Genomic DNA, 22,999 nt, shown 5'->3' on the forward strand with positions numbered 1-22,999 from the left:
TTGAAAGTGGTGGGTGATGACGGGATCGAACCGCCGACATTCTGCTTGTAAGGCAGACGCTCTCCCAGCTGAGCTAATCACCCTTTACCTTCGTTGCGGGGCACATTATGCCACGGTTTTTCATAAAGTGTTGATTTAATTGATAAATAATTCAAAAAAATCTGAAAACCCGTGAAACGATGCATCCTGCAGGAACTTCAGGCAGAAAAAAACCCGCGTGAGCGGGCTTTTCCGTGGTGACCTGGCGTTCAGCGTTCCAGGTTACCGAATATGGCGCAGCGGACGGGACTCGAACCCGCGACCCCCGGCGTGACAGGCCGGTATTCTAACCGACTGAACTACCGCTGCGCGTAACACTGAATGCGAATGGTGGGTGATGACGGGATCGAACCGCCGACATTCTGCTTGTAAGGCAGACGCTCTCCCAGCTGAGCTAATCACCCTTCACGTTCGGTGTGGCGCGCATTCTACGGAGCACCCCCACCTCTGGCAAGCACTTTTTTAAATAATTTTTGCAGGCCTTCCAAAGGCTTAGCTAAGGGTTGGCCTATGGCGCCGCGAAGAGAATAATGCCCCCCTTTGTATATAAGGAGAGACTCACCCCATGTGGTTCAAAAACCTGCTTCTCTATCGCCTGACCCAAGATCTGCCTGTTGATGCCGAGGCGTTGGAAGCTGCACTAGCCACCAAACTGGCGCGTCCATGTGCAAGCCAGGAGTTGACCACCTACGGTTTCGTCGCGCCGTTCGGCAAGGGCGAAGATGCACCGCTGGTGCACGTCAGCGGTGACTTCCTGCTGATCAGCGCCCGCAAGGAAGAACGCATTCTGCCAGGCAGCGTCGTGCGCGACGCGGTAAAGGAAAAGGTCGAAGAGATCGAAGCCGAGCAAATGCGCAAGGTCTACAAGAAGGAACGCGACCAGATCAAGGATGAAATCATCCAGGCCTTCCTGCCGCGCGCCTTTATTCGTCGTTCGTCGACCTTTGCCGCCATCGCGCCGAAACAGGGCCTGATCCTGGTCAACTCGGCCAGCCCGAAACGTGCCGAAGACCTGCTGTCCACCCTGCGTGAAGTGATCGGTACGCTGCCGGTGCGCCCACTGACCGTGAAGATGTCCCCGACGGCAACCATGACGGAGTGGGTCACCACCCAGAAAGCCGCGGACGACTTCTTCGTGCTGGACGAGTGTGAACTGCGTGATACCCATGAAGACGGTGGCATCGTCCGTTGCAAGCGCCAGGACCTGACCAGCGACGAAATCCAGCTGCACCTGAGCACTGGCAAAGTGGTCACTCAGTTGTCCCTGGCCTGGCAAGACAAGCTGTCGTTCGTCCTCGACGACAAGATGGTGGTCAAGCGCCTGAAGTTCGAAGACCTGCTGCAAGACCAGGCGGAACAGGACGGTGGCGAAGAAGCCCTGGGCCAACTGGATGCCAGCTTCACCCTGATGATGCTGACCTTCGGCGACTTCCTGCCGGCGCTGGTTGAAGCGCTGGGCGGGGAAGAGACTCCGCAGGGGATCTAAAGGCAACGCGGCACCCCATGTAGGAGCTGGCTTGCCAGCGAAGAGGCCCTCAAGTCATGCGCAAGGCATGCCGACGCTTTCGCTGGCAAGCCAGCTCCTACAGAACCGTGTACATCACATACTAAGGATCAGGCCATGCGCGCACTGGCTGCATTGAGTCGTTTTGTCGGCAACACCTTCGCTTACTGGGTACTGATATTCGCCGTCGTGGCCTTCCTGCAACCGACGTGGTTCATCGGCCTCAAAGGCGCAATCGTCCCGCTGCTGGGGCTGGTGATGTTCGGCATGGGCCTGACCCTCAAACTCGAAGACTTCGCCGAAGTCGCTCGCCATCCGTGGCGCGTGGCCTTGGGCGTGGTTGCCCATTTCGTGATCATGCCCGGCGTGGCGTGGTTGCTCTGCCAGGTGTTCCACTTGCCGCCGGAAATCGCGGTCGGGGTGATTCTGGTCGGTTGCTGCCCGAGCGGTACCTCGTCGAACGTGATGACCTGGCTGGCCCGCGGGGATCTGGCGCTGTCGGTGGCCATCGCCGCCGTCACCACCCTCCTCGCGCCACTGCTGACGCCGGCACTGATCTGGCTGCTGGCCTCGGCGTGGTTGCCGGTGTCGTTCATGGAGCTGTTCTGGTCGATCCTGCAAGTGGTGCTGCTGCCGATCGTACTCGGCGTGGTCGCCCAGCGTGTACTCGGTGATCGGGTGCGCCACGCGGTGGAGGTGTTGCCGCTGGTGTCGGTGGTCAGCATCGTGATCATCGTCACCGCGGTGGTCGCCGCCAGCCAGGCGAAAATCGCCGAGTCCGGTCTGTTGATCATGGCCGTGGTGATGCTGCACAACAGCTTCGGCTACCTGCTGGGCTACTTCACCGGGCGCCTGTTCAAGTTGCCCCTGGCCCAGCGTAAATCCCTGGCGCTGGAGGTCGGCATGCAAAACTCCGGGCTGGGTGCCGCCCTGGCCAGCGCGCACTTCTCGCCACTGGCGGCGGTACCCAGCGCGCTGTTCAGCGTCTGGCACAACATTTCCGGGGCGCTGCTCTCGACCTGGTTCCGCCGGATGAGCGAGAAAGAAGATCGGGAAACGGCGGCTCGGCAAGTAATTGACTGATCCATGAACTTGATCCCCGGGTTAATAATGGGCACTATCCTGCGCAACGCGAGGACGACCTCGCGGCTCGATCGAGTCATTAATCTGGGGACGACCCCGTCAATCGATGGAGGTCTCTCATGTCCTGGATCATTCTGTTTTTCGCCGGTCTGTTCGAAGTCGGCTGGGCCGTCGGCCTGAAGTACACCGATGGATTCAGCCGCCCTCTCCCCACCGCGTTGACCGTTGCCGCCATGGCCATCAGCCTCGGCTTGCTGGGTCTTGCCATGAAGGAACTGCCGCTGGGCACGGCCTATGCGATCTGGACGGGAGTGGGTGCAGTCGGGACAGTGATCGCCGGGATCATTCTGTTCGGCGAATCCATGGCGCTGTTCCGGCTGGCCAGTGTGGCGCTGATCATTGCCGGGCTGGTGGGACTGAAAGTCAGCGCCTAGTCATGTGCAGCTGTCACTAAAAAGCCCCGCTCCCCTGTCGATACGGACAGGAGAGCGGGCTTTTTCAATGCAGCGAAAAACGGATCAGCTTTCCGCCAGCGCCATCCGCTCACGCATCACCGGAGCCCGCTCTGCATGCTCGAGCTGCATGCAGCGCTCCAGGAACAGGAACATGTAGTCATAGCTCTTGCAGACAGCCTGACGCAGTTCCGCTTGCAGGGACTTGCCCGGGTTCATGCCCGCCAGCGTGCAGATGATTTCCAGCGCTTCCCACGGATGGGCATCGTCATACTGGGCATGCATCTTCAGCCACTTCATGGCCCGCTTGCGCTCTTCCTCGGGGAACGATGCCGCGTAGACGCCACTGGAACACACCAGCGCCGACCACTCCCCTGTCGCGCCTTCAATGGCATAGTTGGTGGCCGCAATGGCAACGATCAGCGAATCCGAGGAACTGGTGTGCCAACACCAGTGGCTCAACGCATGCAGTTCCGGGGCAACCGTTTGCGCTTGCAGATCTTCCAGGCTGACACCGTGGGCACGGCTCCAGTGCACCCAGTAATCAGCGTGATTGAGTTCCACACGAATATTGCGCATCAGCCAGCGACGCGCCATGTCTTCGCCTGGATGGCGGGCAAAGCGAGTCTTGGTCAGGTTCTGTGCCATGTATAAAGCGAACTGTTCGACCACCGGCCAGCCACCAATCAGGTAGTGGCGCATGGTCTTTGCACTGAGTTTGTTATCACGCAGACGCTGGTACAGTTCGTGTTCGACAACCCGGCGCTTGCTCTCGCTGCAATCCTGGATCAGGCGCTGAGCCCAGGCGGGATAACTTGCAGCTTCCATGAGTGGTCCGGTTCTGATGAATGTGTCGATCACTGTCGAGCTCCTTTTGATTGTGATTGTAAGGACCATCGAGAGATTTCAGCGGAACGTGCCAGGCGCCATGAATAACAAGGGCCGAGGCCGGGCAGGACGACTTTGCAGACTGTCGCAGGTAAACGGATGCGGGCGTTCAATCACATACCCTTGAGCGTAATCCACCCCGATCTCCAGCAATGCCTGCTCGATCTGGGGTGTCTCTACAAACTCGGCAATCGTGCGCTTACCCATGACATGACCGATGTGATTGATCACTTCGACCATGGCGCGGTTAATCGGGTCGTCCAGCATATCCTTTACGAAACTCCCGTCGATCTTCAGGAAGTCTACAGGCAAATGTTTCAAGTATGCGAATGAAGACATTCCGGCACAAAAATCATCCAGCGAAAATTGGCAACCTAACCCTTTGAGTTCATTGATAAATTTTATTGCACTCGACAGATTTGAAATGGCGCTCGTTTCCGTGATTTCAAAACAAATCATTTCAGGCGGGATCGCGTACGTAACAAATTGTTCGCGCAGAAAGTTGAGGAACGCGTCATCGCCGATGGTGGTGCCTGACAGATTGATCGCACACATCGCCAACGGACAACTGCGCTTTTCGGCCATGCATTGGGCAATGATCTTGAACACGTTCTCCACGACCCAGCGGTCAAGAGACGTCATCAGGCCGTAGCGTTCGGCGGCCGGAATAAAACTGTCGGGCAATATCATCCGCCCGGCTTCGTCATGCAGGCGCAACAGGATTTCGATATGCCCGCCGCCCGGATCTGTAGGACCAAGGGGCGCGATTTCCTGGGCGTATAAACAGAAGCGGTTATCTTCCAGCGCCATGTGCAAACGTTGCACCCAGGCCATCTCGCCAAAGCGCAGGGACAATTCCGAATCGTCGGCATGATAGACCTGCACCCGATTGCGCCCCTTTTCCTTGGCCATGTAGCAGGCCATGTCCGCTGCACGTAGCGAGGCTTCGAGGGTGGTCGGGCTCTGCGTGACATGCACCAGGCCGATACTCACCGTGGTCACGAAGGGTCGGCCTTTCCAGACGAAATGCAGGTTCTGTACGGTCTGGCGCAACACCTCGGCAATTTTCTCCGCGGCTTGCGGGGCACAGTTTTCCAGCAGGATGCCAAACTCGTCGCCACCCAGCCGGGCCAGGGTATCGCCCTCGCGCAGGCCCGATTGCAACAACGCACAGATATGCCGCAGCAACTCGTCCCCGGCCGCGTGACCGCAGGTATCGTTGACCAGTTTGAACTGGTCCAGGTCAAGGAACATCAGCGCATGGCGCCCCGACTGCCGCGTCAGGTTGTGCAGCGCCTGCTCCAGGCGATACTCGAACTCGCGGCGGTTGGCCAGCCCGGTCAGGGCATCGTGAGTCGCCTGCCAGGACAGGTTGGCAATGTATTGCCGCTCCTGGGTCATGTCGTGCAGGACCAGCACGGTGCCACTGACCTTGCCGGCATTGCGGATCGGCGCACCGACCAGCGTGACCGAGACCGTGCTGCCGTCCAGGCGTTGAATCAATTTGGAATGTTCGCTGCCACCGCTGAGCTGTCCGCTCAAAATGTGCTCGATCAAGGTAAAACCGTCAGCCTGGGCGTTCTCATCGAGCAGATTGAACAGCGCTGCCAACGGCAAACCGGTCGCCTGCTCGGCCTTCCAGTGCGTCATCGCCTCGGCGGCCGGGTTCATGTAGGCGATCGCGCCTTCGACGTCCGTGGTGATCACGCCATCGCCAATCGATTGCAGGGTGATCTGCGCACGGTCTTTCTCCAGCTGCAGAGCGTCGGCGAACGCATGGCGCTGCTTGAGCAGCTTGTGGGTGCGCATCAGCGCCAGGACGATCAAGCCCAGGGCAGTGGCGAGATTGATCACCAACAACAGCCGCAGAATCATCCGCGAGCCTTCGCCCAAGGCATCACTGAAGGCCTTCGCCGCCGGTGTCACGCCATCGTTGATGGCGAATATCTGCTCCTTCCAGCGCTTGATGTCGGCCTCCGTGGCCTGATTGGCGGTGATGCTCCGGTGCATCTGCTGCGCAACATCATCGAGTCGCACCAGGTAGGCGTCCCCCACTCGCCAGAGTTCTATGGCTTTTTCCAGGTAGCTGAAGTGCCGGAAGTTGAGGTACAGCCAGATCACGCTGGACACGTCATCCGGGTGGTTGCCACCCTTGAGAATCGCCACTCGCGCCGCTTCGATGTCCGGTGGCTGATGATCCAGCGCCAGACGCAACTCGTGCCCTCCCTCAGGCACGGCAATGGCGCCCTCGTATTTGCGAAAAATCGCCTGGTCACGGCTGTCGGCGTAGAGATTGAGGTAATAGATGGCGTCTTTCTGGCCCTTGGACCACAGGCTTTCACCGGCCACGTAGCCGCGAACCGCGGAAAGCGTGTACAGGCTGACGCCCCCCAGCAGCGCCTGAAACAGCACGACGGCAATAAAAGGCCAGACGATGCCCAACAACCGGGGCGTTCCGAGAGTCCGTGTCTGATTCATGGGGTCCCTTGCATTAGCACTGCCCGTTCGTCGTCCGGACGAAATCGCTACAGCCAGACTAGGATGGGTTCTCATTCTAGGCAAGCGGCAGCGCAAGGGCAGCATAGTACGAGCACGCCAGGGACGAGTTGCAGAGAGCTATGCCGACGGCGGGAGGATCCCCGGTTGCCCGGCACTGATCTAATGTTGCTGCAAATGTCCATACAGCTTGGCGTACAAACCACCATCGGCAATCAATTGCTGATGGTCGCCATCCTCGGCAATTCGCCCGCCATCGAACACCAGCACCCGGTCGGCCTGTTTCACGGCCGACAACCGGTGGGCAATGATCAAGGTGGTGCGATTGCTCAGGAACCGCGCCATGGCCTGGTGCAGGTTGTATTCGGTGGCCGCGTCCAGGGCCGAAGTGGCCTCGTCGAGGATTACCACCTTGGGCTCGGCCAGCACCATCCGCGCAATCGCCAGGCGTTGGCGCTGTCCGCCGGACAAGCGCACGCCGGAACGGCCGACGATACTGTCCAGGCCATTGGGCAAGTCACGCACCGTGGCGTGCAACTGCGCAATGTCCAGCGCCTGCCAGCATGCCTCATCACTGCGTTCGCGGCCCATGGTCAGGTTGGCGCGCACGGTGTCGTTGAACAGCGCCGGGTGCTGCAGGACCACGGCGACGTTTTCCCGCACGGTTTCCAGGCCGATCTCCTGCTGGGTCGAACCGCCGAAGCGGATGGTCCCGGCAAGCGGCGTGTACAGCCCCAGCAGCAGCTGGACCAGGGTGCTTTTGCCGCCGCCGCTGGCACCGACAATCGCGACCTTTTCGCCGGGGGCGATCGACAGATTCATCTGATCCAGCACCAGCTCGTCGCCGTAGCCGAAACTCAAGCCCTGGACTTCGATGCCGACGGTTTCGCGGCCGTTGAACGGGTCGACGCCGCCCGGGTATTCAGGCTCGTCGGCCCGGGCCAGCAACTCGTTGATCCGCGACAGCGCACCACCGGCAGCGTAGTAGGCGTATTGCAGGTTCAGCAGTTGTTCCACCGGACCGATCATGAACCACAGGTAGCTGAACACCGCCAGCATCTGCCCGATGGACAGGTCGGAAAACAGCACGGTGAGCATGGCGGCGGCACGAAAAATATCGATGCCGAACTGGAACAGCAAGCCGCTGGCACGGTTCGACGCATCGGTCTTCCACTGCGAGCTCACCGCGTAGTCGCGCACTTCACGAGCCCGTTGGCCGAGGCGCCCGAGGAAAAAACCCTGGCGGTTACCGGCGCGCACTTCCTGGATCGAATCGAGGGTTTCGGTCAGGGCCTGGGTGAAACGCGAGGTGCTGTCGTTCTCGAGTTTCTTCAGGTGCTTGACCCGCTTGCCCAACTGCACCGTGGCGTAGATCACCAGCGGGTTGAACAGCAGGATCAGCAGCGCCAGTTTCCAGTGCATCCACATCAGGATGCCCGCGGTGCCGACCAGGGTCAGCATGGCCACGAGGAAACGGCTGAGGGTTTCGCCGACGAATTTATCGAGGGTATCGAGGTCGGTAACCAGGTGCGTGGTCACCGTGCCGCTGCCCAGACTTTCGTATTCACCCAGCGAGATGCGCTTGAGTCGCTCGATCAGGCGTACACGAATGCGGTACACGATGTCCTTGGCCAGCGCCGCGAACAACTTCGCCTGCACCACGTTGAACAGCAGCGCAGCGCACCGCAGGCCCAAGGTCACCAATAGCATCAGGCCGATGTAGCCCGCGGCTTTCTGCCAGACGTCAGGCAGCGCGTGGTTCATGACTTTCAGCGCGGTGTCGCCGTGGCCCAACAACACTTCGTCCACCAGCAACGGCAGCAGCAAGGGGATCGGCACGCTGCACAGGGTCGCCAGGACGGCCACGCCGTTGGCGATCCACAGGGCTTTTTTATGCTGAAGGGCCAGCCGCCGGATTTCCGCCCAGCTCAGACGATCGACGCGCTTGGGTACCGGCGCGTCATCGGGCAGGTCATGCACAGGCCGCGCGCTCCAGCCAGCGGCCGAGCAACGGGGACAACACACTCAGCGGCTGATAGCCATTGGTCAACAGCGCCAACTGACCATCACGCTCGGCCAGCAAGGTCGGGAAACCGGCGATGCCCAGGTCCTGGACCCAGGTGAAGTCGGCTGCGGTTGCGGCATGCTGATCCGCACGGTCGAACGCGGCGGCGAACTCGATGCGCGGCAGACCGGCCTGCTCCGCCAGTTCCACCAGCACGCTGGCATGGGTGACATCGCGCCCTTGCGCATAAAACGCGTGCTGTATCAGCCCGAGCAGTTTCCACGCGCAATCCGGCGCCAGGCTACGTGCCGTCACCAGTGCCCGACACGCAGGCTCGGTGTCGTACACAAAGCCCTCGGGCAACGCGCCCTCCTGCTTGAATGGCTGGCCGGTGGCTTCGGTCACCGCCTGCCAGTGTTCCAGGATATAGCGTCGGGTCGTCGGCTCCAGCGCCGAGCCACTGCCGGTGCGCAAACCGCCGACCACCAGATGCACCTCGACCCCCGCTGCGTGCGCCTGCTCGACCAGCGCGTTGGCCACCGGGGCAAAACCCCAGCACCAGGAACACATCGGGTCCATCACATAGAGCAGGCGTTGCGCAGACATGGTTCAGGCCTCGGAAGGGGTTTGCTTGTAGTTGTAGCCGATCGGGTGAGGCAGGTTGCGCGCCTTGGCCAGTTCGATCTGCTTTTGCCGGTCGATGGCACTGCGACGGGTCTTCTCGCTCAGCTTATCCCAGCAATGCGGGCAGCTGATGCCGGCCACGTAATGCTCGGATGCACGGTCGTCGACGCTGATCGGTGTGCGACAGGCATGACATTGATCGTAGTCGCCTTCGCTGAGGTCGTGGCGCACGGTCACGCGGTTGTCGAACACGAAGCAGTCGCCCTGCCATTTGGTCTCTTCCTGCGGCACCTCTTCGAGGTACTTCAGGATGCCGCCCTTGAGGTGATAGACCTCATCAAAGCCTTGGCTGAGCATAAAGCTCGACGCCTTCTCGCAGCGAATGCCGCCGGTGCAGAACATCGCGACTTTCTTGTGCACGGCCGGGTCGAAATGGGCTTTGATGTAGTCGGGGAATTCGCGAAAACTGGTGGTCTTCGGGTCGATGGCACCTTCAAAGGTACCAATCGCGACTTCGTAGTCGTTGCGGGTGTCGATCAACAGCACTTCGGGATCGCTGATCAGTGCGTTCCAGTTCTCTGGATCGACGTAGGTGCCGACCTTTTTGTTCGGGTCTACGCCTTCGACGCCGAGGGTGACGATTTCTTTCTTCAGTTTGACTTTGGTGCGATAGAACGGCTGGTCGTCGCAGTACGACTCTTTGTGGTCGATGTCGTCCATGCGCGGGTCGTTCTTGAGCCAGGCCATCAGGCCATCGATGCCTTCGCGGCTGCCGGACACGGTGCCATTGATGCCTTCTTCGGCGATCAGCAGCGTGCCTTTGATGCCGTTGTCGACCATCGCTTGCAGCAGTGGCTCGCGCAGGGCGACGTAATCTTCCAGGGTGACGAACTTATACAGTGCCGCCACGACAATCTGTGGTGTCATGGGTGATTCTCCAGGTGGCTACCCTCGTAAGGGGTGAACCGGATGCGAAAAAAAAACGCGCCGGGTGAGCGGCGCGTTGCGGATTCTAGCAAAAATAACGCCATCGCTGTAGGAGCAGGCTTGCCGGCGAACCAGACGCTGCGGTGCAACTGCTGTACCGCATAATCGTTCTTCGCCGGCAAGCCTGGCTCCTACAGGGAGGGTGTATCAGGATTTGCTGCCGCCAGCACAGGTTGGCGAAGCCGGAGCCGCGTCGATCTGTGCCCATTCCTCGGGCGTGTAGGTATGCAGCGCCAACGCATGGAACTCGCCCATCAGCTCGCCGAGCGTGCCGTAGACCTTCTGGTGGCGCTTGACGCGATTGAGCCCGTCGAACTGCGCGCTGACCACCACCGCCTTGAAGTGGGTCTGTAACCCACGGCTGTGCATGTGGCTTTCATCCAGCACTTGCAGGTGCTCGGGCTGTAACAGGCCCAGCGTCGATTCGATGCGTTGTTGCATGGTCATACCGAACTCCGCTTACGGCTTTTTCTTGGCTGGAGCGGCGCCTTTAGGCTCCAGCTCGGCTGTCATGTCAGCCAGCAGCTTGTTGACGACAGGCACTGCGCTTTCCAGTTTGGCCTGGGTCATCTGGGCCGATTGCTGGGTCAGCTGCGGCATTTTTTCCAGGACTTTCTTGCCCAGTGGCGACTTGTAGAACGCAACCAGGTCCTTGAGCTCGGATTCGCTGAAGTTGGTGGTGTAGAGCTTGACCATGTCCGGCTTCAGCTTGTTCCAGCCAATGGCTTGGTCCAGAGCGGCGTTGGCTTTGGCCTGGTAGGTTTCCAGCAGGGCTTTTTTCGACTCGGGGGCTTTGGTCTGTTCAAAGCGCTGGGCGAACATTTGCTGCACTTGCATGTACACCGGAGTGCCCAATTTGTCAGCGTGCGCCAGCGTCAGGAAAGCCTCGGCACTGGCGTTGTGGCTGGCGGTATCGGCAAAAACAGGGCCGCTGGCGCAAACCAGTGCAACCGCGGTACAGATGGCACGAAGACGAGTCATCGAGTTTCCTTTTCTAGCAGGCGAGGTAAAACCCCAAGGGCGACCATTCTGCGCCTAAAAAACCGTGTGGCTCAACCCCAAGCCTTGTCGGGCCTGATTTAGAGGGGGTGAACGGTCAAATTCCAGACTGATGGAACCACGGCCGGCGATCAGGGCCTAAACTCGCTATCAGACCAACAGGAGTGTGCATGATGAGCCGTATCGAAACCGACAGCCTTGGCCAGGTTGAAGTCCCGGATGAAGCCTACTGGGGCGCTCAGACGCAACGCTCGCTGATCAATTTCGCCATCGGCGACGAACGCATGCCGCTGGCGGTGCTGCATGCGCTGGCGCTGATCAAGAAAGCCGCGGCGCGGGTCAATGACCGCAACGGTGACCTGCCCGCCGACATCGCCCGGCTGATCGAACAGGCCGCCGACGAAGTGCTCGACGGCAGCCACGACGACCAGTTCCCACTGGTGGTCTGGCAAACCGGCAGCGGCACCCAGAGCAACATGAACGTCAATGAAGTGATCGCCGGTCGCGCCAATGAACTGGCCGGCAACCCGCGCGGCGGCAAGACCCCGGTGCACCCCAACGATCACGTCAATCGCTCCCAGAGCTCCAACGACTGCTTCCCCACCGCGATGCATATCGCCGCGGCCCAGGCCGTGCAGCAGCATTTGCTGCCGGCGATCAGTGAACTGTCCGGTGGGTTGGCCGAGTTATCCGCCCGGCACATGAAGCTGGTCAAGACCGGCCGCACCCACATGATGGACGCCACCCCCATTACCTTCGGCCAGGAGTTGTCGGCGTTCATCGCGCAACTGGATTACGCGGAGCGGGCGATCCGCAGCGCGCTGCCGGCGGTCTGCGAACTGGCCCAGGGCGGCACCGCGGTCGGCACCGGGCTGAACTCACCCCACGGCTTTGGCGAAGCGATCGCCGCCGAACTGGCCGCCCTTTCCGGTCTGCCGTTCGTCACCGCTCCGAACAAATTCGCCGCACTGGCCGGCCATGAGCCACTGACCACCCTGTCCGGTGCGCTGAAAACCCTCGCCGTCACCCTGATGAAAATCGCCAACGACCTGCGCCTGCTGGGTTCCGGACCGCGTGCCGGCTTTGCCGAGGTCAAACTGCCGGCCAACGAACCGGGCAGTTCGATCATGCCCGGCAAGGTCAATCCGACCCAGTGCGAAGCACTGTCGATGCTGGCTTGCCAGGTCATGGGCAACGACGTCGCCATCGGGTTTGCGGCGAGTCAGGGTCACCTGCAACTGAATGTGTTCAAACCGGTGATCATCCACAACCTGCTGCAATCGATCAGGCTGCTGGGCGATGGCTGCAGCAACTTCCAGCAGCATTGCATCGCCGGCCTGGAGCCGGATGCGGCGAAAATGGCCGAACATCTGGAGCGCGGACTGATGCTGGTGACGGCGTTGAACCCGCATATCGGTTATGACAAATCGGCGGAGATAGCCAAGAAGGCTTATGGCGAAGGGCTGACCTTGCGGGAAGCGGCGTTGCAGTTGGGGTATTTGACCGATGAAGAGTTCGATGCCTGGGTGAGGCCGGAGAATATGCTGGAGGCGGGGGCCAAGGGCTGAGCCTTATAGCGCCTTACAGTCAGTCATCGCGGGCAAGCCCGCTCCCACAGGTGTTGCGTCGATCACAAATTCGGTGGACGACACAAAACCTGTGGGAGCGTGGCTTGGCCGCGATGAACGATAACGCGGTCTAACTGGCCGCCATCCGCACCCGCCGAGCCCTTAGCCCCGCCATCAACGACGGCCCCAATGCCACCAGCGCCGACCCCAGCACCACCAGCACCGCCCCGCCGTACCCCAGGCCATTGATCGTCTCGGCATGCACATACTCCGGCCACAACCACGCCGCCACCGCCACCGCCGCAAAGGTCACCAACGGCGTGATCGCCAGGGTGGCACTCACCCGCGAAGCTTCCCAATGCGCCAATGCCTCGGCAAACGCGCCATAGGCGATCAGGGTGTTCATGCAACACGCCAGCAGCAGCCAGCCTTGCAACGGGCTGAGTTGCAGCGCCTCCAGCGGATGCACCCAGGGTGTCAGCAACAACCCGCAAAACAGGTAGATCACCATCATCACCTGGAACGAATTCCACACCGTCAGCAATTGCTTCTGCCCTAGTGCATAAAAGGTCCAGACGGTGGAGGCCGACAGCACCAACAGAACGCCGGCCGTATAGTCGGTCAGGGACGTGAACAACTCGACCAGCCGCTGGTTGAAAAACAACCCGAAGCCGACCAGCAGCACCAGCAGGCCAATCCCCTGCCCCAGGCTGAACCGCTCCTTGAACACAAACAGGCTGGCAATCAGCAGCATGATCGGCCCCGTCTGCACCACCAGTTGCGCGGTGCCGGGGCTGAGCAGGTTCAGCCCCATCAGGTACAGCACGTAGTTGCCCACCAGACCGAGCACCGCCATCAATACCAGCCACCCACCGCGCGGGCCGAGGACTTTGCGACTGGGCAGGCGCCTGGTTGCCGCCAGGAAAATGAACAGGCACCCGCCCGACACCATCAGCCGAAACCAGGTCACCGTCACCGGATCCATCACCAGCAGCACTTGCTTGAGCTTGATCGGCAGGATTCCCCACAGCAACGCGGTCAACAAGGCCAGGAACAGACCATAAACCCAGCGACCCGATGAAATGTGCATGCGTACCCCGAAGCCCTTTGGCGAGAACCGTCATTCTAGGCACAGAGTCGCCCGGCACACAGGGACAGTTGGCCACTGGCCGCAAATGAAACTGTACAGGTCGCACCCTTTCAAGGGGCGATAGGCCGTCGATCGGTTGGCGATGCAGGCCAAGGGGTTCGTGCATAAGCTCATTGGATCCACCAACGCCCCCTACAGGAGATCGCCATGTACGGCATGCGCGCCCAGGACAACGCCCCCGCCACCCACTTTCGCAGTGACCGGATGTGCCGTGTGAACGGGGAGTTGTACTTCAGCACCCGGGAAAACACCCTGGAGGGGCCGTTTGAAAACCTGGAGAAGGCCGAGGTGCAGATTCAGGCTTATATAGAGCGGATGCTGCTGGCGCGGATGAACCGATAAACCGCGGCGCCTGCTTCGCGAGCAAGCCCGCTCCCACATTGGATCTCTGTCACACCAAATCCCTGTGGGAGCGGGCTTGCTCGCGAAAGCGATCGATCGGAAAACAAATCTTTCGAATCTAACGCACCGCCTCAAACAACCCGGTTGCCCCCATCCCCCCGCCCACGCACATGGTGACGATGCCGTAACGCAGATGACGGCGCTGCAGCTCACGCACCAGATGCCCGACCTGCCGCGAACCGGTCATGCCGAACGGATGGCCGATGGAGATCGAGCCGCCATTGACGTTGTACTTCTCGTTATCGATCCCCAGCCGATTGCGGCTGTACAGGCACTGGGACGCGAACGCCTCGTTGAGCTCCCACAGATCGATGTCGGCCATCTGCAAGCCCTTCGCCTTGAGCAGCCTGGGCACCGAAAATACCGGGCCGATGCCCATTTCATCCGGTTCGCACCCGGCCACTGCAAAGCCGCGAAAGAAGGCTTTGGGCTTCAGTCCCAGGGCCAAGGCTTTTTCCAGGCTCATCACCAGGGTCATGGAGGCGCCATCGGACAGTTGCGAAGAATTGCCGGCGGTCACCGAGCCGTCTTCGGCAAACACCGGCTTCAGCCCGGCCAGGCTTTGCAGCGTGGTGTCCGGGCGGTTGCAGTCGTCCCGATCGACGATGCCATCGAGGATCTGCACTTGCCCGGAGGCCTTGTCTTCAACCCGATACTTCACCGCCATGGGCACGATTTCATCGTCGAACAAGCCGGCAGCCTGGGCCTGGGCGGTGCGGTGCTGGCTTTGCAGGGCGTACAGGTCCTGTTGTTCGCGGCTGACGTGGTAACGACGGGCGACGATTTCGGCGGTCTGGCCCATGGGGAAGTAGAGGCCTGGCACCTGCTCCTGGAGCAGCGGGTTGATCAGGTGGTCGGTGTTGACGCTTTTCATGGTCAGGCTGATGGACTCGACGCCGCCGGCGACGATGATGTCGCTGCAACCCGAGGCGATCTGGTTGGCGGCGATGGCAATCGCCTGCAAGCCAGAGGAGCAGAATCGGTTGAGGGTCATTCCGGCACAGCCGACGCCCAAACGCGAGAGCACGGCGACATTGCGCCCGATGTTGTAGCCCTGGGCGCCTTCGTTGGAGCCGGCGCCGACGATGCAATCCTCGACGCTGGCCGGGTCGATCCCCGTGCGCGTCAACAAGGCGTCGACACAATGCGCCGCCATGTCATCCGGACGGGTCATGTTGAACTTGCCGCGAAAGGATTTGGCCAGGCCGGTCCGCACGCTGTCGACGATCACCACTTCACGCATGGCATACCTCATTGTTGTTGTCGGTTGGAGTGGACCGAGCATAAGTCCACAGAATGACCAACCGCGACAATCATTCACCTTGCGTATGCGCAACCATTGACTCACCCCTTGTGCTTTTTCGCCTGCTTGTCGGATTTCCTGAACGCTTCTTCCAGCGCCACATTGATCGTGCGCAACACCTTGACCCGGGCCCAGCGCTTGTCATTGGCCTCCACCAGGGTCCAGGGCGAGATCTCGGTGCTGGTGCGATCGACCATGTCGCCGACCGCGGCCCGATAGTCGTCCCACTTTTCCCGATTGCGCCAATCATCTTCAGTGATTTTGAAGCGCTTGAAAGGCGTCTGTTCACGCTCTTCGAATCGCTCCATCTGCGTCTGTTTGTCGATGGCCAGCCAGAACTTGACCACGATCACCCCGGCATCGGCGATCTGCTCTTCGAAGTCGTTGATTTCACCGTAGGCGCGCAACCAGTCCGCCGCGCTGCAAAAACCTTCGATGCGCTCCACCAGCACCCGGCCATACCAGGAGCGGTCGAACACGGTGAACTTGCCGCGCGCCGGAATATGGCGCCAGAACCGCCACATATAGGGATGCGCCCGCTCTTCTTCAGTGGGCGCGGCGATCGGCACGATGCTGTACTGGCGTGGGTCCAGCGCCGCGGCGACCCGGCGAATGGCCCCGCCCTTGCCCGCCGCGTCATTGCCTTCGAACACGGCGATCAGGGCGTGTCGGCGCATGCGTTTATCACGCATCAGTCCGGAGAACCGCGCCTGCTCGGTGATCAGCTGTTCTTCGTAATCGGCCTTGTCCAGATTCAGGCTCAAGTCCAGGCTGTCGAGCAGGTTCATCTGGTCGACACTGCTGACCAATGGCGCGGCGTTGACTTTGTCCGGGTGAATTTTGGGGCGCTTCAGGGCGGCTTGCAGGCCCTCGAGCAGAATCATGCCCACCGCCAGGCTGCGATAGCGCGGGTCCATCCCGGCGATCACATGCCATGGCGCGTAGTCGCGGCTGGTGCGACGCAGGATGCGTTCGCCGTATTTGACGAATTTGTCGTAGGTCTGCGACTGCTGCCAGTCCAGCGGGCTGATGCGCCAACTGTGCAAGGGATCGTCAGCCAGGGCCTTGAGCCGCGCGCGCATTTGTTTCCTGGAGAGGTGGAACCAGAACTTGAAGATCAGCGCGCCTTCGTCGCACAGCATCTTCTCCAGTCGCTCGGCGGCGTTGATGGCTTGATCGAGCCGCGGATCCTTGATTACGCCATGGACCCGGTCCTGCAACATCTGGCTGTACCAGTTGCCGAAGAAAATCCCCATGCGGCCCTTGGCCGTGAGCATCCGCCAATAACGCCAGGCCGGTGGCCGAGCCAGTTCTTCGTCGGTCTGTTGATCGAAGGTGCGAACCTCGATCAGGCGCGGGTCCATCCATTCGTTGAGCAGCTTGACCGTCTCGCCCTTGCCCGCGCCTTCGATGCCGTTGATCAGGATAATCACCGGGAAGCGCTTCTGCTGTTGCAGTTCGAACTGCGCCTCCAGCAACGCCTGGCGCAGCGCTGGCACTTCACTGTCATAAGTGTCTTTGTCGATGACGTGACCGATTTCAGCAGATTCGAACATGGACGGCTCCTTTCAGGATTGAGCAAGACTAGCGGATTGGGCCATTAGTCCGCAGAGAAAATTCCCTGTGGTTTTGTAATGCTGGTGTAGGAGCGAGCTTGCTCGCGATGGATTTCGGAACACCGCGTATTATCCGGCAGATACGCGTTGTCGTTGGCGACCATCGCGAGCAAGCTCGCTCCTACAGGGCTAGAATGGCCGCCTTGCCGTTGCCGAGCCTGCCATGAAACCTGTATTGCCCCACGCCCAGCTCGACTGGGACGACCAAGGGCTCCCGCGTTCGCGGGTGTTCGACGATGTCTATTTTTCGGATAAGTCGGGCCTTGATGAAACCCGTTACGTCTTCCTTGAGCAAAACAATCTGCGTGAACGCTTTGCCGCGTTAGCGGTGGGCTCAAGACTGGTGATCGGTGAGACCGGTTTCGGCACCGGATTGAATTTTCTCTGCGCCTGGCAGTTGTTCGAACAGCAGGCGGTGGCGGGTGCGCGGTTGCATTTCGTGAGTGTCGAAAAGTATCCGCTGAGCCTGCCGGACCTGCAGCGGGCGCTGGCCCTGTGGCCTGAACTCAAACCCTTTGCCGAGCAACTGCTGGCGCAGTACGTGGCGATCCATCAAGGCTTCCAGAGGCTTATCCTGGACAACGGCCGAGTGGTCCTGACCTTGTTGATCGGGGATGCCCTGGAGCAATTGCCGCAGTTGGATGCACAGGTCGACGCCTGGTTTCTCGACGGCTTCGCTCCGGCGAAAAACCCCGACATGTGGACCGCCGAACTGTTCGCCGAGCTGGCGCGCTTGGCCGCGCCAGGCTCTACCCTGAGCACCTTCACCAGCACCGGATGGGTGCGCCGGTTGCTGAATGCCGCAGGCTTCAAGATGAAGCGCACGCCAGGCATCGGCCACAAATGGGAGATCCTGCGCGGCAACTTCCTTGGCTGGCCTGAACACGCCCTGGCACCCGCCGTTGCCAAACCCTGGTTTGCCCGCCCCGCACCGCTGACCGGCGAACGTCGGGCGCTGGTGATCGGCGCCGGCCTGGCCGGTTGCGCGACGGCTGCCAGCCTGGCTGCGCGGGGTTGGCACGTCAGCCTGCTGGAGCGCACGATGCGCTGGCACAGGAAGCGTCGGGCAATCCCCAGGGCGTGCTGTATCTCAAGCTTTCGGCCCATGGCACGGCGTTGTCGCAAATGATCGTCAGCGGCTTCGGCTACACCCGACGCCTGCTCGAGCATTTGCAGCGGGGCCTCGACTGGGACGATTGTGGCGTCCTGCAATTGGCCTTCAATGCCAAGGAAGCCGAGCGTCAGGCGCAATTGGCCGCCGCCTTTTCGCCAGACCTGGCGCACTTGCTCGATCAACCGCGGGCGCAGGCACAGGCCGGCATCGCCCTGGAGCACGGCGGTTTATTCTTCCCGGAAGGTGGCTGGGTGCATCCGCCAGCGTTGTGCCATTGGCAGGCGTCCTCGGCGAACATCCATTGGCTGCCCCATCGCGACGTCCTGGAACTGCGCAAGGTTGATCAGCAGTGGCAGGCCTGGGGCGGCGATGATTTGCTGGCCAGTGCCCCCGTGGTGATCCTGGCCGGTGCCGCCGAGATCAAGCGTTTTCCACAGAGTGCCGAACTGCCGCTCAAACGCATTCGTGGCCAGATCACCCGGCTGGCGCAAACCCCGCAAAGCCAGGGCCTGACCACCGTCGTCTGCGCCGACGGTTATGTCGCGCCGGCTCGACTGGGTGAACACACACTCGGCGCCAGCTTCGACTTCAAGAGCGATGACCTGACCCCGACCCTCAATGAGCACCTGGGCAACCTGGCGTTGCTCGAGGACATCTCCCTCGACCTGGCCACGCGCCTGCAGGCTCGGGAACTGGACCCGCTACAGCTTGAAGGACGCGCCGCGTTCCGTTGCACCAGCCCGGACTATCTGCCGATCGTCGGCCCGTTGGCCGAGCAGGCAGCGTTCGCCGACGCCTACGCCGTACTGAGCAAGGACGCCCGGCAAGTACCGGACATTCCCTGCCCCTGGCTCGAGGGTTTTTACCTCAACAGCGGCCACGGTTCTCGCGGCTTGATCACCGCGCCACTGTCGGGCGAATTGCTCGCTGCATGGATCGACAACGAACCGCTGCCCCTGCCCAGGTCAGTCGCCGAGGCCTGTCATCCGAACCGTTTTGCTGTGCGCCAATTGGTCCGCGGAAAAGTCTGAACCCTACGCTTATAACTTATCGGTCTAAAACTACGGGGATTTACCCGGGTCAGTTTCTGAGTACCCACCGTTTTTGGTGCGGTATCGCTTGACCCTCCCCAACGGAAAAACCGGTAAGGACTTTATGTGCGGATTAGCTGGCGAGTTACGCTTTGATCATCAACCTGCGGACCTTGCAGCCGTTGAACGAATCACCCATCACCTGGCCCCTCGCGGCCCTGACGCATGGGGCTTCCAGGCCCAAGGGCCGATTGCCCTGGGCCATCGTCGCCTGAAAATCATGGACCTGTCGGACGGCTCGGCGCAGCCGATGGTCGACAACCAACTGGGCTTGTCCCTGGCCTTCAATGGCGCTATCTACAATTTCCCGGAACTGCGTACCGAGCTGGAAAGCCTGGGCTACGCCTTCTATTCCGGCGGTGACACCGAAGTGCTACTCAAGGGCTATCACGCCTGGGGCGAAGCACTGCTGCCCAAGCTCAATGGCATGTTCGCCTTCGCCATCTGGGAGCGCTATGCCAAACGTCTGTTCATCGCCCGCGACCGTCTGGGTGTGAAGCCGCTGTACCTGTCGCGCACCGGCCAGCGCCTGCGCTTTGCCTCGTCCCTGCCGGCGTTGCTCAAGGGCGGCGACATCAACCCGATCCTCGATCCGGTGGCGCTCAATCATTATCTGAATTTCCACGCCGTGGTCCCGGCGCCGCGCACCTTGCTGGCGGGCATCGAAAAACTGCCACCGGCGACCTGGATGCGCATCGAAGCGGACGGTACCACCGAGCAGAAAACCTGGTGGACCCTGCCCTACGGTCCACACGCCGACGAGATGAACCTGACCCTCGAAGACTGGCGCGACCGGGTGCTCGACAGCACCCGCGACGCGGTGGCGATCCGTCAACGTGCCGCAGTTGATGTCGGCGTGCTGCTGTCCGGCGGTGTCGATTCGAGCATGCTGGTCGGTCTGCTGCGAGAAGTCGGCGTGGAAAACCTGTCGACCTTTTCCATCGGTTTCCAGGATGCCGGCGGCGAGCGCGGCGACGAGTTCCAGTATTCGGACCTGATCGCCAAACACTACAACACCCAGCACCACCAACTGCGCATCGACGAAAAAGAGATCATCGAGCAACTGCCCGCGGCGTTCCGCGCCATGAGCGAGCCGATGGTCAGCCACGACTGCATCGCCTTTTATCTTCTGTCCCGGGAAGTCGCCAAGCACTGCAAGGTGGTGCAGAGCGGCCAGGGCGCGGACGAGTTGTTTGCCGGATACCATTGGTATCCGCAAGTCGACGGCGCCGCAGATCCTTATGCCGCCTATCGCGATGCATTTTTTGACCGCAGCTACGACGACTACGCCGCCACCGTGCAGCCGAAATGGTTGACCGCCAATGACGCCGCGGGTGACTTCGTCAAGGAACATTTCGCCCAACCCGGTGCCGATGCAGCGGTGGATAAAGCCTTGCGTCTGGACAGCACGATCATGTTGGTGGACGACCCGGTCAAACGCGTCGACAACATGACCATGGCCTGGGGCCTGGAAGCGCGCACGCCGTTCCTCGACTACCGCCTGGTGGAGTTGTCGGCCCGGGTGCCAGGCAAATTCAAACTGCCGGACGGCGGCAAGCAAGTCTTGAAAGAAGCGGCGCGACTGGTGATTCCGAGTGAAGTGATCGACCGCAAGAAAGGTTACTTCCCGGTCCCCGGCCTGAAGCACTTGCAGGGCGACACGCTGAACTGGGTGCGTGAATTGCTGCTCGATCCCAGCCAGGATCGCGGTCTGTTCCAACCGGAAATGCTCGATCGCCTGCTGACCGACCCGCAAGGCCAGTTGACCCCGTTGCGCGGCTCCAAGCTGTGGCAATTGGCGGCCCTGAACCTGTGGCTCAGTGAACAAGGAATCTGATCGATGAAACCCCATGCCACGGCTTACAGCCAACGCTTGTTGCGCGGTCAGGCGCCCTCCTACGAACGCTTGCAGGCGCGCCTGGCCGAAGACGGCAGCGAATTGGGTGCGGCGCCGATCGCCGTGCACTGCGGTTGGGGCCGATTGTTGATCGGCCACACCTTTGCCGACCCGGCGAGCCTCGCCCAGGAGTTGCTCAACGAGCAGCCGGGCGAACGCGACATCGCGCTCTACGTTGCCGCTCCCCAGCAAGTGCTGGGGCTGGAGCCGGCGCAACTGTTTCTCGACCCGTCCGACACCTTGCGTCTGTGGTTCAGCGATTACCGGCAGTCCACCCGGGTGTTTCGCGGTTTTCGCATTCGGAGGGCCCAGAGCGATGCGGACTGGTCGGCAATCAATCAGCTGTATCAGCTGCGCGGCATGCTGCCGATCGACCCGAGCCTGCTGACCCCGCGTCACCAGGGCGGCCCGGTATTCTGGCTGGCTGAGGATGAGGACAGTGGCGCGCTCATCGGCAGCGTCATGGGCCTCGATCATCACAAGGCGTTCAAAGACCCGGAAAACGGCAGCAGCCTCTGGTGCCTGGCCGTCGACCCGCAATGTTCGCGACCGGGCGTCGGTGAAGTACTGGTGCGCCACTTGATCGAACACTTCATGAGCCGCGGCTTGAGTTACCTGGACCTGTCAGTGCTGCACGACAACCGCCAGGCAAAAAGCCTTTACGCCAAGCTGGGTTTTCGCAACCTGTCGACCTTCGCCATCAAGCGCAAGAACAGCATCAATCAGCCGCTGTTCCTCGGTCCGGGTCCCGAAGCCGAGTTCAATCCCTATGCGCGGATCATCGTCGAGGAAGCGCATCGGCGCGGCATCGACGTGCAGGTCGATGATGCCGAGGCCGGCCTGTTCACCTTGGTCCATGGCAGTCGTCGGGTACGTTGCCGTGAATCCTTGAGCGATCTGACCAGTGCTATCAGCATGACCTTGTGTCAGGACAAAAGCCTGACCCACAAAACGCTGAAAAAGGCCGGATTGAATCTGCCGGCGCAACAGCTCGCGGGTAACGCGGACGACAATCTGGCGTTTCTCGATGAGCATGAGCGGGTGGTGGTCAAACCCCTGGACGGCGAGCAGGGCCAAGGCGTCGCGGTGGATTTGCAGAGCATCGAAGACGTCCAGCAAGCCATCGAGGCAGCCCGCCAGTTCGACAGCCGCGTGCTGCTGGAAAGTTTCCACGAAGGTCTCGACCTGCGAATCGTGGTGATCGGTTTCGAAGTGGTCGCCGCCGCTATCCGCCGTCCGGCCGAGGTCGTGGGTGATGGTCAGCATTCCATCGGTGCGCTGATCGAAGCCCAGAGTCGACGGCGCCAGGCGGCCACCAGCGGCGAAAGCAAAATCCCGCTGGATCATGAAACCGAGCGCACCTTGCAGGCGGCAGGCTACGACTACGAGAGCGTTCTGCCGGCCGGCGAGCATCTGTTCGTACGGCGCACGGCGAACCTGCATACCGGCGGCATTCTTGAGGATGTCACGGCGATCCTGCATCCGACCCTGGTCGATGCGGCGGTGCGGGCGGCGCGGGCACTGGATATTCCGATGGTCGGACTCGACCTGATGGTGCCCGCCGCCGATCAGCCGGAGTACGTGTTTATCGAAGCCAACGAGCGCGCCGGCCTGGCCAACCATGAACCGCAGCCCACGGCGGAGCGGTTTGTGGATTTGTTGTTTCCGCATAGTCAGCCGGCGGCCTCTTAGTTCTTGGTTATGTAGCGCCTGTCAGGGCCTCTTCGCTGGCAAGCCAGCTCCTACAGTTGACCCGCATTCCCCCTGTAGGAGCTGGCTTG

Annotated in this window: 18 protein-coding genes, 3 tRNA genes and 1 pseudogene; 8 read left to right on the forward strand and 14 right to left on the reverse strand. The window is 61.1% G+C overall.

Annotated features, from left to right (window positions below):
* Positions 1 to 7: 7 nt before the first annotated feature.
* The 3 genes from BZ163_RS15275 to BZ163_RS15285 form a co-directional block, all read right to left on the reverse strand.
* A tRNA-Val gene (locus BZ163_RS15275) sits at positions 8 to 83 on the reverse strand.
* A 188-nt stretch (positions 84 to 271) separates the two neighbouring features.
* Positions 272 to 348, reverse strand: a tRNA-Asp gene (locus tag BZ163_RS15280).
* Positions 349 to 367: 19 nt separating this feature from the next.
* Positions 368 to 443: transfer RNA gene (locus BZ163_RS15285), tRNA-Val, on the reverse strand.
* 161 nt (positions 444 to 604) lie between these two features.
* Here BZ163_RS15285 and rdgC point away from each other — a divergent pair.
* The 3 genes from rdgC to sugE all read left to right on the forward strand — a co-directional run bounded on the left by rdgC (position 605) and on the right by sugE (position 3,060).
* Positions 605 to 1,525 carry a recombination-associated protein RdgC gene (gene rdgC, locus BZ163_RS15290; protein ID WP_128871600.1) on the forward strand — a complete coding sequence of 307 codons (921 nt, stop codon included), beginning with the start codon at positions 605 to 607 and terminating at the stop codon, positions 1,523 to 1,525.
* A gap of 135 nt (positions 1,526 to 1,660) precedes the next feature.
* Positions 1,661 to 2,626, forward strand: coding sequence for a bile acid:sodium symporter family protein (locus BZ163_RS15295; protein ID WP_128871601.1), 966 nt, complete (start codon positions 1,661 to 1,663; stop codon positions 2,624 to 2,626).
* Between the two features lie 119 nt (positions 2,627 to 2,745).
* On the forward strand, positions 2,746 to 3,060 hold the full coding sequence (sugE, locus tag BZ163_RS15300) for a quaternary ammonium compound efflux SMR transporter SugE (RefSeq protein ID WP_027922462.1): 315 nt from the start codon (positions 2,746 to 2,748) through the stop codon (positions 3,058 to 3,060).
* Between the two features lie 84 nt (positions 3,061 to 3,144).
* Here the strand turns inward: sugE and BZ163_RS15305 are convergent, their stop codons facing one another.
* The 8 genes from BZ163_RS15305 to BZ163_RS15340 form a co-directional block, all read right to left on the reverse strand.
* Positions 3,145 to 3,975: a TenA family transcriptional regulator gene (locus BZ163_RS15305; RefSeq protein ID WP_371916807.1), complete on the reverse strand. Its 831-nt coding sequence runs from the start codon at positions 3,973 to 3,975 to the stop codon at positions 3,145 to 3,147.
* A 9-nt stretch (positions 3,976 to 3,984) separates the two neighbouring features.
* The gene (locus tag BZ163_RS15310; protein WP_128871603.1) at positions 3,985 to 6,444 is read right to left on the reverse strand and encodes an EAL domain-containing protein; all 2,460 of its coding nucleotides are present in this window, start codon (positions 6,442 to 6,444) and stop codon (positions 3,985 to 3,987) included.
* 180 nt (positions 6,445 to 6,624) lie between these two features.
* On the reverse strand, positions 6,625 to 8,442 hold the full coding sequence (locus tag BZ163_RS15315) for an ABC transporter ATP-binding protein (protein ID WP_128871604.1): 1,818 nt from the start codon (positions 8,440 to 8,442) through the stop codon (positions 6,625 to 6,627).
* Positions 8,435 to 9,073: a DsbA family protein gene (locus BZ163_RS15320; RefSeq protein WP_128871605.1), complete on the reverse strand. Its 639-nt coding sequence runs from the start codon at positions 9,071 to 9,073 to the stop codon at positions 8,435 to 8,437. Before BZ163_RS15320 ends, BZ163_RS15315 begins: the two co-directional genes overlap by 8 nt.
* 3 nt (positions 9,074 to 9,076) lie before the next feature.
* Positions 9,077 to 10,018, reverse strand: a complete 942-nt coding sequence (locus tag BZ163_RS15325) for a rhodanese-related sulfurtransferase (RefSeq protein ID WP_128871606.1) — start codon at positions 10,016 to 10,018, stop codon at positions 9,077 to 9,079.
* Complete coding sequence (locus BZ163_RS15330; RefSeq protein ID WP_128871607.1) at positions 10,015 to 10,200, reverse strand: hypothetical protein; 186 nt, start codon at positions 10,198 to 10,200, stop codon at positions 10,015 to 10,017. Before BZ163_RS15330 ends, BZ163_RS15325 begins: the two co-directional genes overlap by 4 nt.
* Before the next feature lie 25 nt (positions 10,201 to 10,225).
* Positions 10,226 to 10,525, reverse strand: coding sequence for a BolA family transcriptional regulator (locus tag BZ163_RS15335; protein ID WP_128871608.1), 300 nt, complete (start codon positions 10,523 to 10,525; stop codon positions 10,226 to 10,228).
* Positions 10,526 to 10,537: 12 nt separating this feature from the next.
* Complete coding sequence (locus tag BZ163_RS15340; protein ID WP_064676461.1) at positions 10,538 to 11,059, reverse strand: DUF2059 domain-containing protein; 522 nt, start codon at positions 11,057 to 11,059, stop codon at positions 10,538 to 10,540.
* Positions 11,060 to 11,250: 191 nt separating this feature from the next.
* On the opposite strand from BZ163_RS15340, the gene BZ163_RS15345 reads away from it, so the two are divergent.
* A complete protein-coding gene (locus BZ163_RS15345) occupies positions 11,251 to 12,645 on the forward strand; it encodes a class II fumarate hydratase (protein ID WP_128871609.1) in 1,395 nt (464 codons plus the stop codon).
* A 130-nt stretch (positions 12,646 to 12,775) separates the two neighbouring features.
* On the opposite strand, the gene BZ163_RS15350 is transcribed toward BZ163_RS15345, so the two are convergent.
* Positions 12,776 to 13,735, reverse strand: coding sequence for a DMT family transporter (locus BZ163_RS15350; protein WP_128871610.1), 960 nt, complete (start codon positions 13,733 to 13,735; stop codon positions 12,776 to 12,778).
* A 207-nt stretch (positions 13,736 to 13,942) separates the two neighbouring features.
* Between BZ163_RS15350 and BZ163_RS15355 the strand changes: the two genes are divergently transcribed.
* A complete protein-coding gene (locus tag BZ163_RS15355) occupies positions 13,943 to 14,137 on the forward strand; it encodes a DUF6316 family protein (protein WP_128871611.1) in 195 nt (64 codons plus the stop codon).
* A gap of 118 nt (positions 14,138 to 14,255) precedes the next feature.
* Here BZ163_RS15355 and BZ163_RS15360 read toward each other — a convergent pair whose 3' ends face one another.
* Both BZ163_RS15360 and pap read right to left on the reverse strand, forming a co-directional pair.
* Positions 14,256 to 15,440, reverse strand: coding sequence for a thiolase family protein (locus tag BZ163_RS15360; protein WP_128871612.1), 1,185 nt, complete (start codon positions 15,438 to 15,440; stop codon positions 14,256 to 14,258).
* A 101-nt stretch (positions 15,441 to 15,541) separates the two neighbouring features.
* The gene (pap, locus tag BZ163_RS15365) at positions 15,542 to 17,056 is read right to left on the reverse strand and encodes a polyphosphate:AMP phosphotransferase (RefSeq protein ID WP_128871613.1); all 1,515 of its coding nucleotides are present in this window, start codon (positions 17,054 to 17,056) and stop codon (positions 15,542 to 15,544) included.
* Between the two features lie 223 nt (positions 17,057 to 17,279).
* On the opposite strand from pap, the pseudogene mnmC reads away from it, so the two are divergent.
* From mnmC to ngg, 3 genes and pseudogenes are all read left to right on the forward strand, one after another.
* A pseudogene (gene mnmC / locus BZ163_RS15370) lies at positions 17,280 to 19,261 on the forward strand (bifunctional tRNA (5-methylaminomethyl-2-thiouridine)(34)-methyltransferase MnmD/FAD-dependent 5-carboxymethylaminomethyl-2-thiouridine(34) oxidoreductase MnmC).
* A gap of 124 nt (positions 19,262 to 19,385) precedes the next feature.
* On the forward strand, positions 19,386 to 21,158 hold the full coding sequence (locus tag BZ163_RS15375) for an N-acetylglutaminylglutamine amidotransferase (protein WP_128871614.1): 1,773 nt from the start codon (positions 19,386 to 19,388) through the stop codon (positions 21,156 to 21,158).
* A 3-nt stretch (positions 21,159 to 21,161) separates the two neighbouring features.
* Entirely contained in the window at positions 21,162 to 22,910 is a 1,749-nt protein-coding gene (ngg, locus tag BZ163_RS15380) for an N-acetylglutaminylglutamine synthetase (RefSeq protein WP_128871615.1), read from the forward strand.
* Positions 22,911 to 22,999: the final 89 nt, after the last annotated feature.

The organism is Pseudomonas sp. VI4.1, from assembly GCF_002029345.1.
GTDB lineage: Bacteria > Pseudomonadota > Gammaproteobacteria > Pseudomonadales > Pseudomonadaceae > Aquipseudomonas.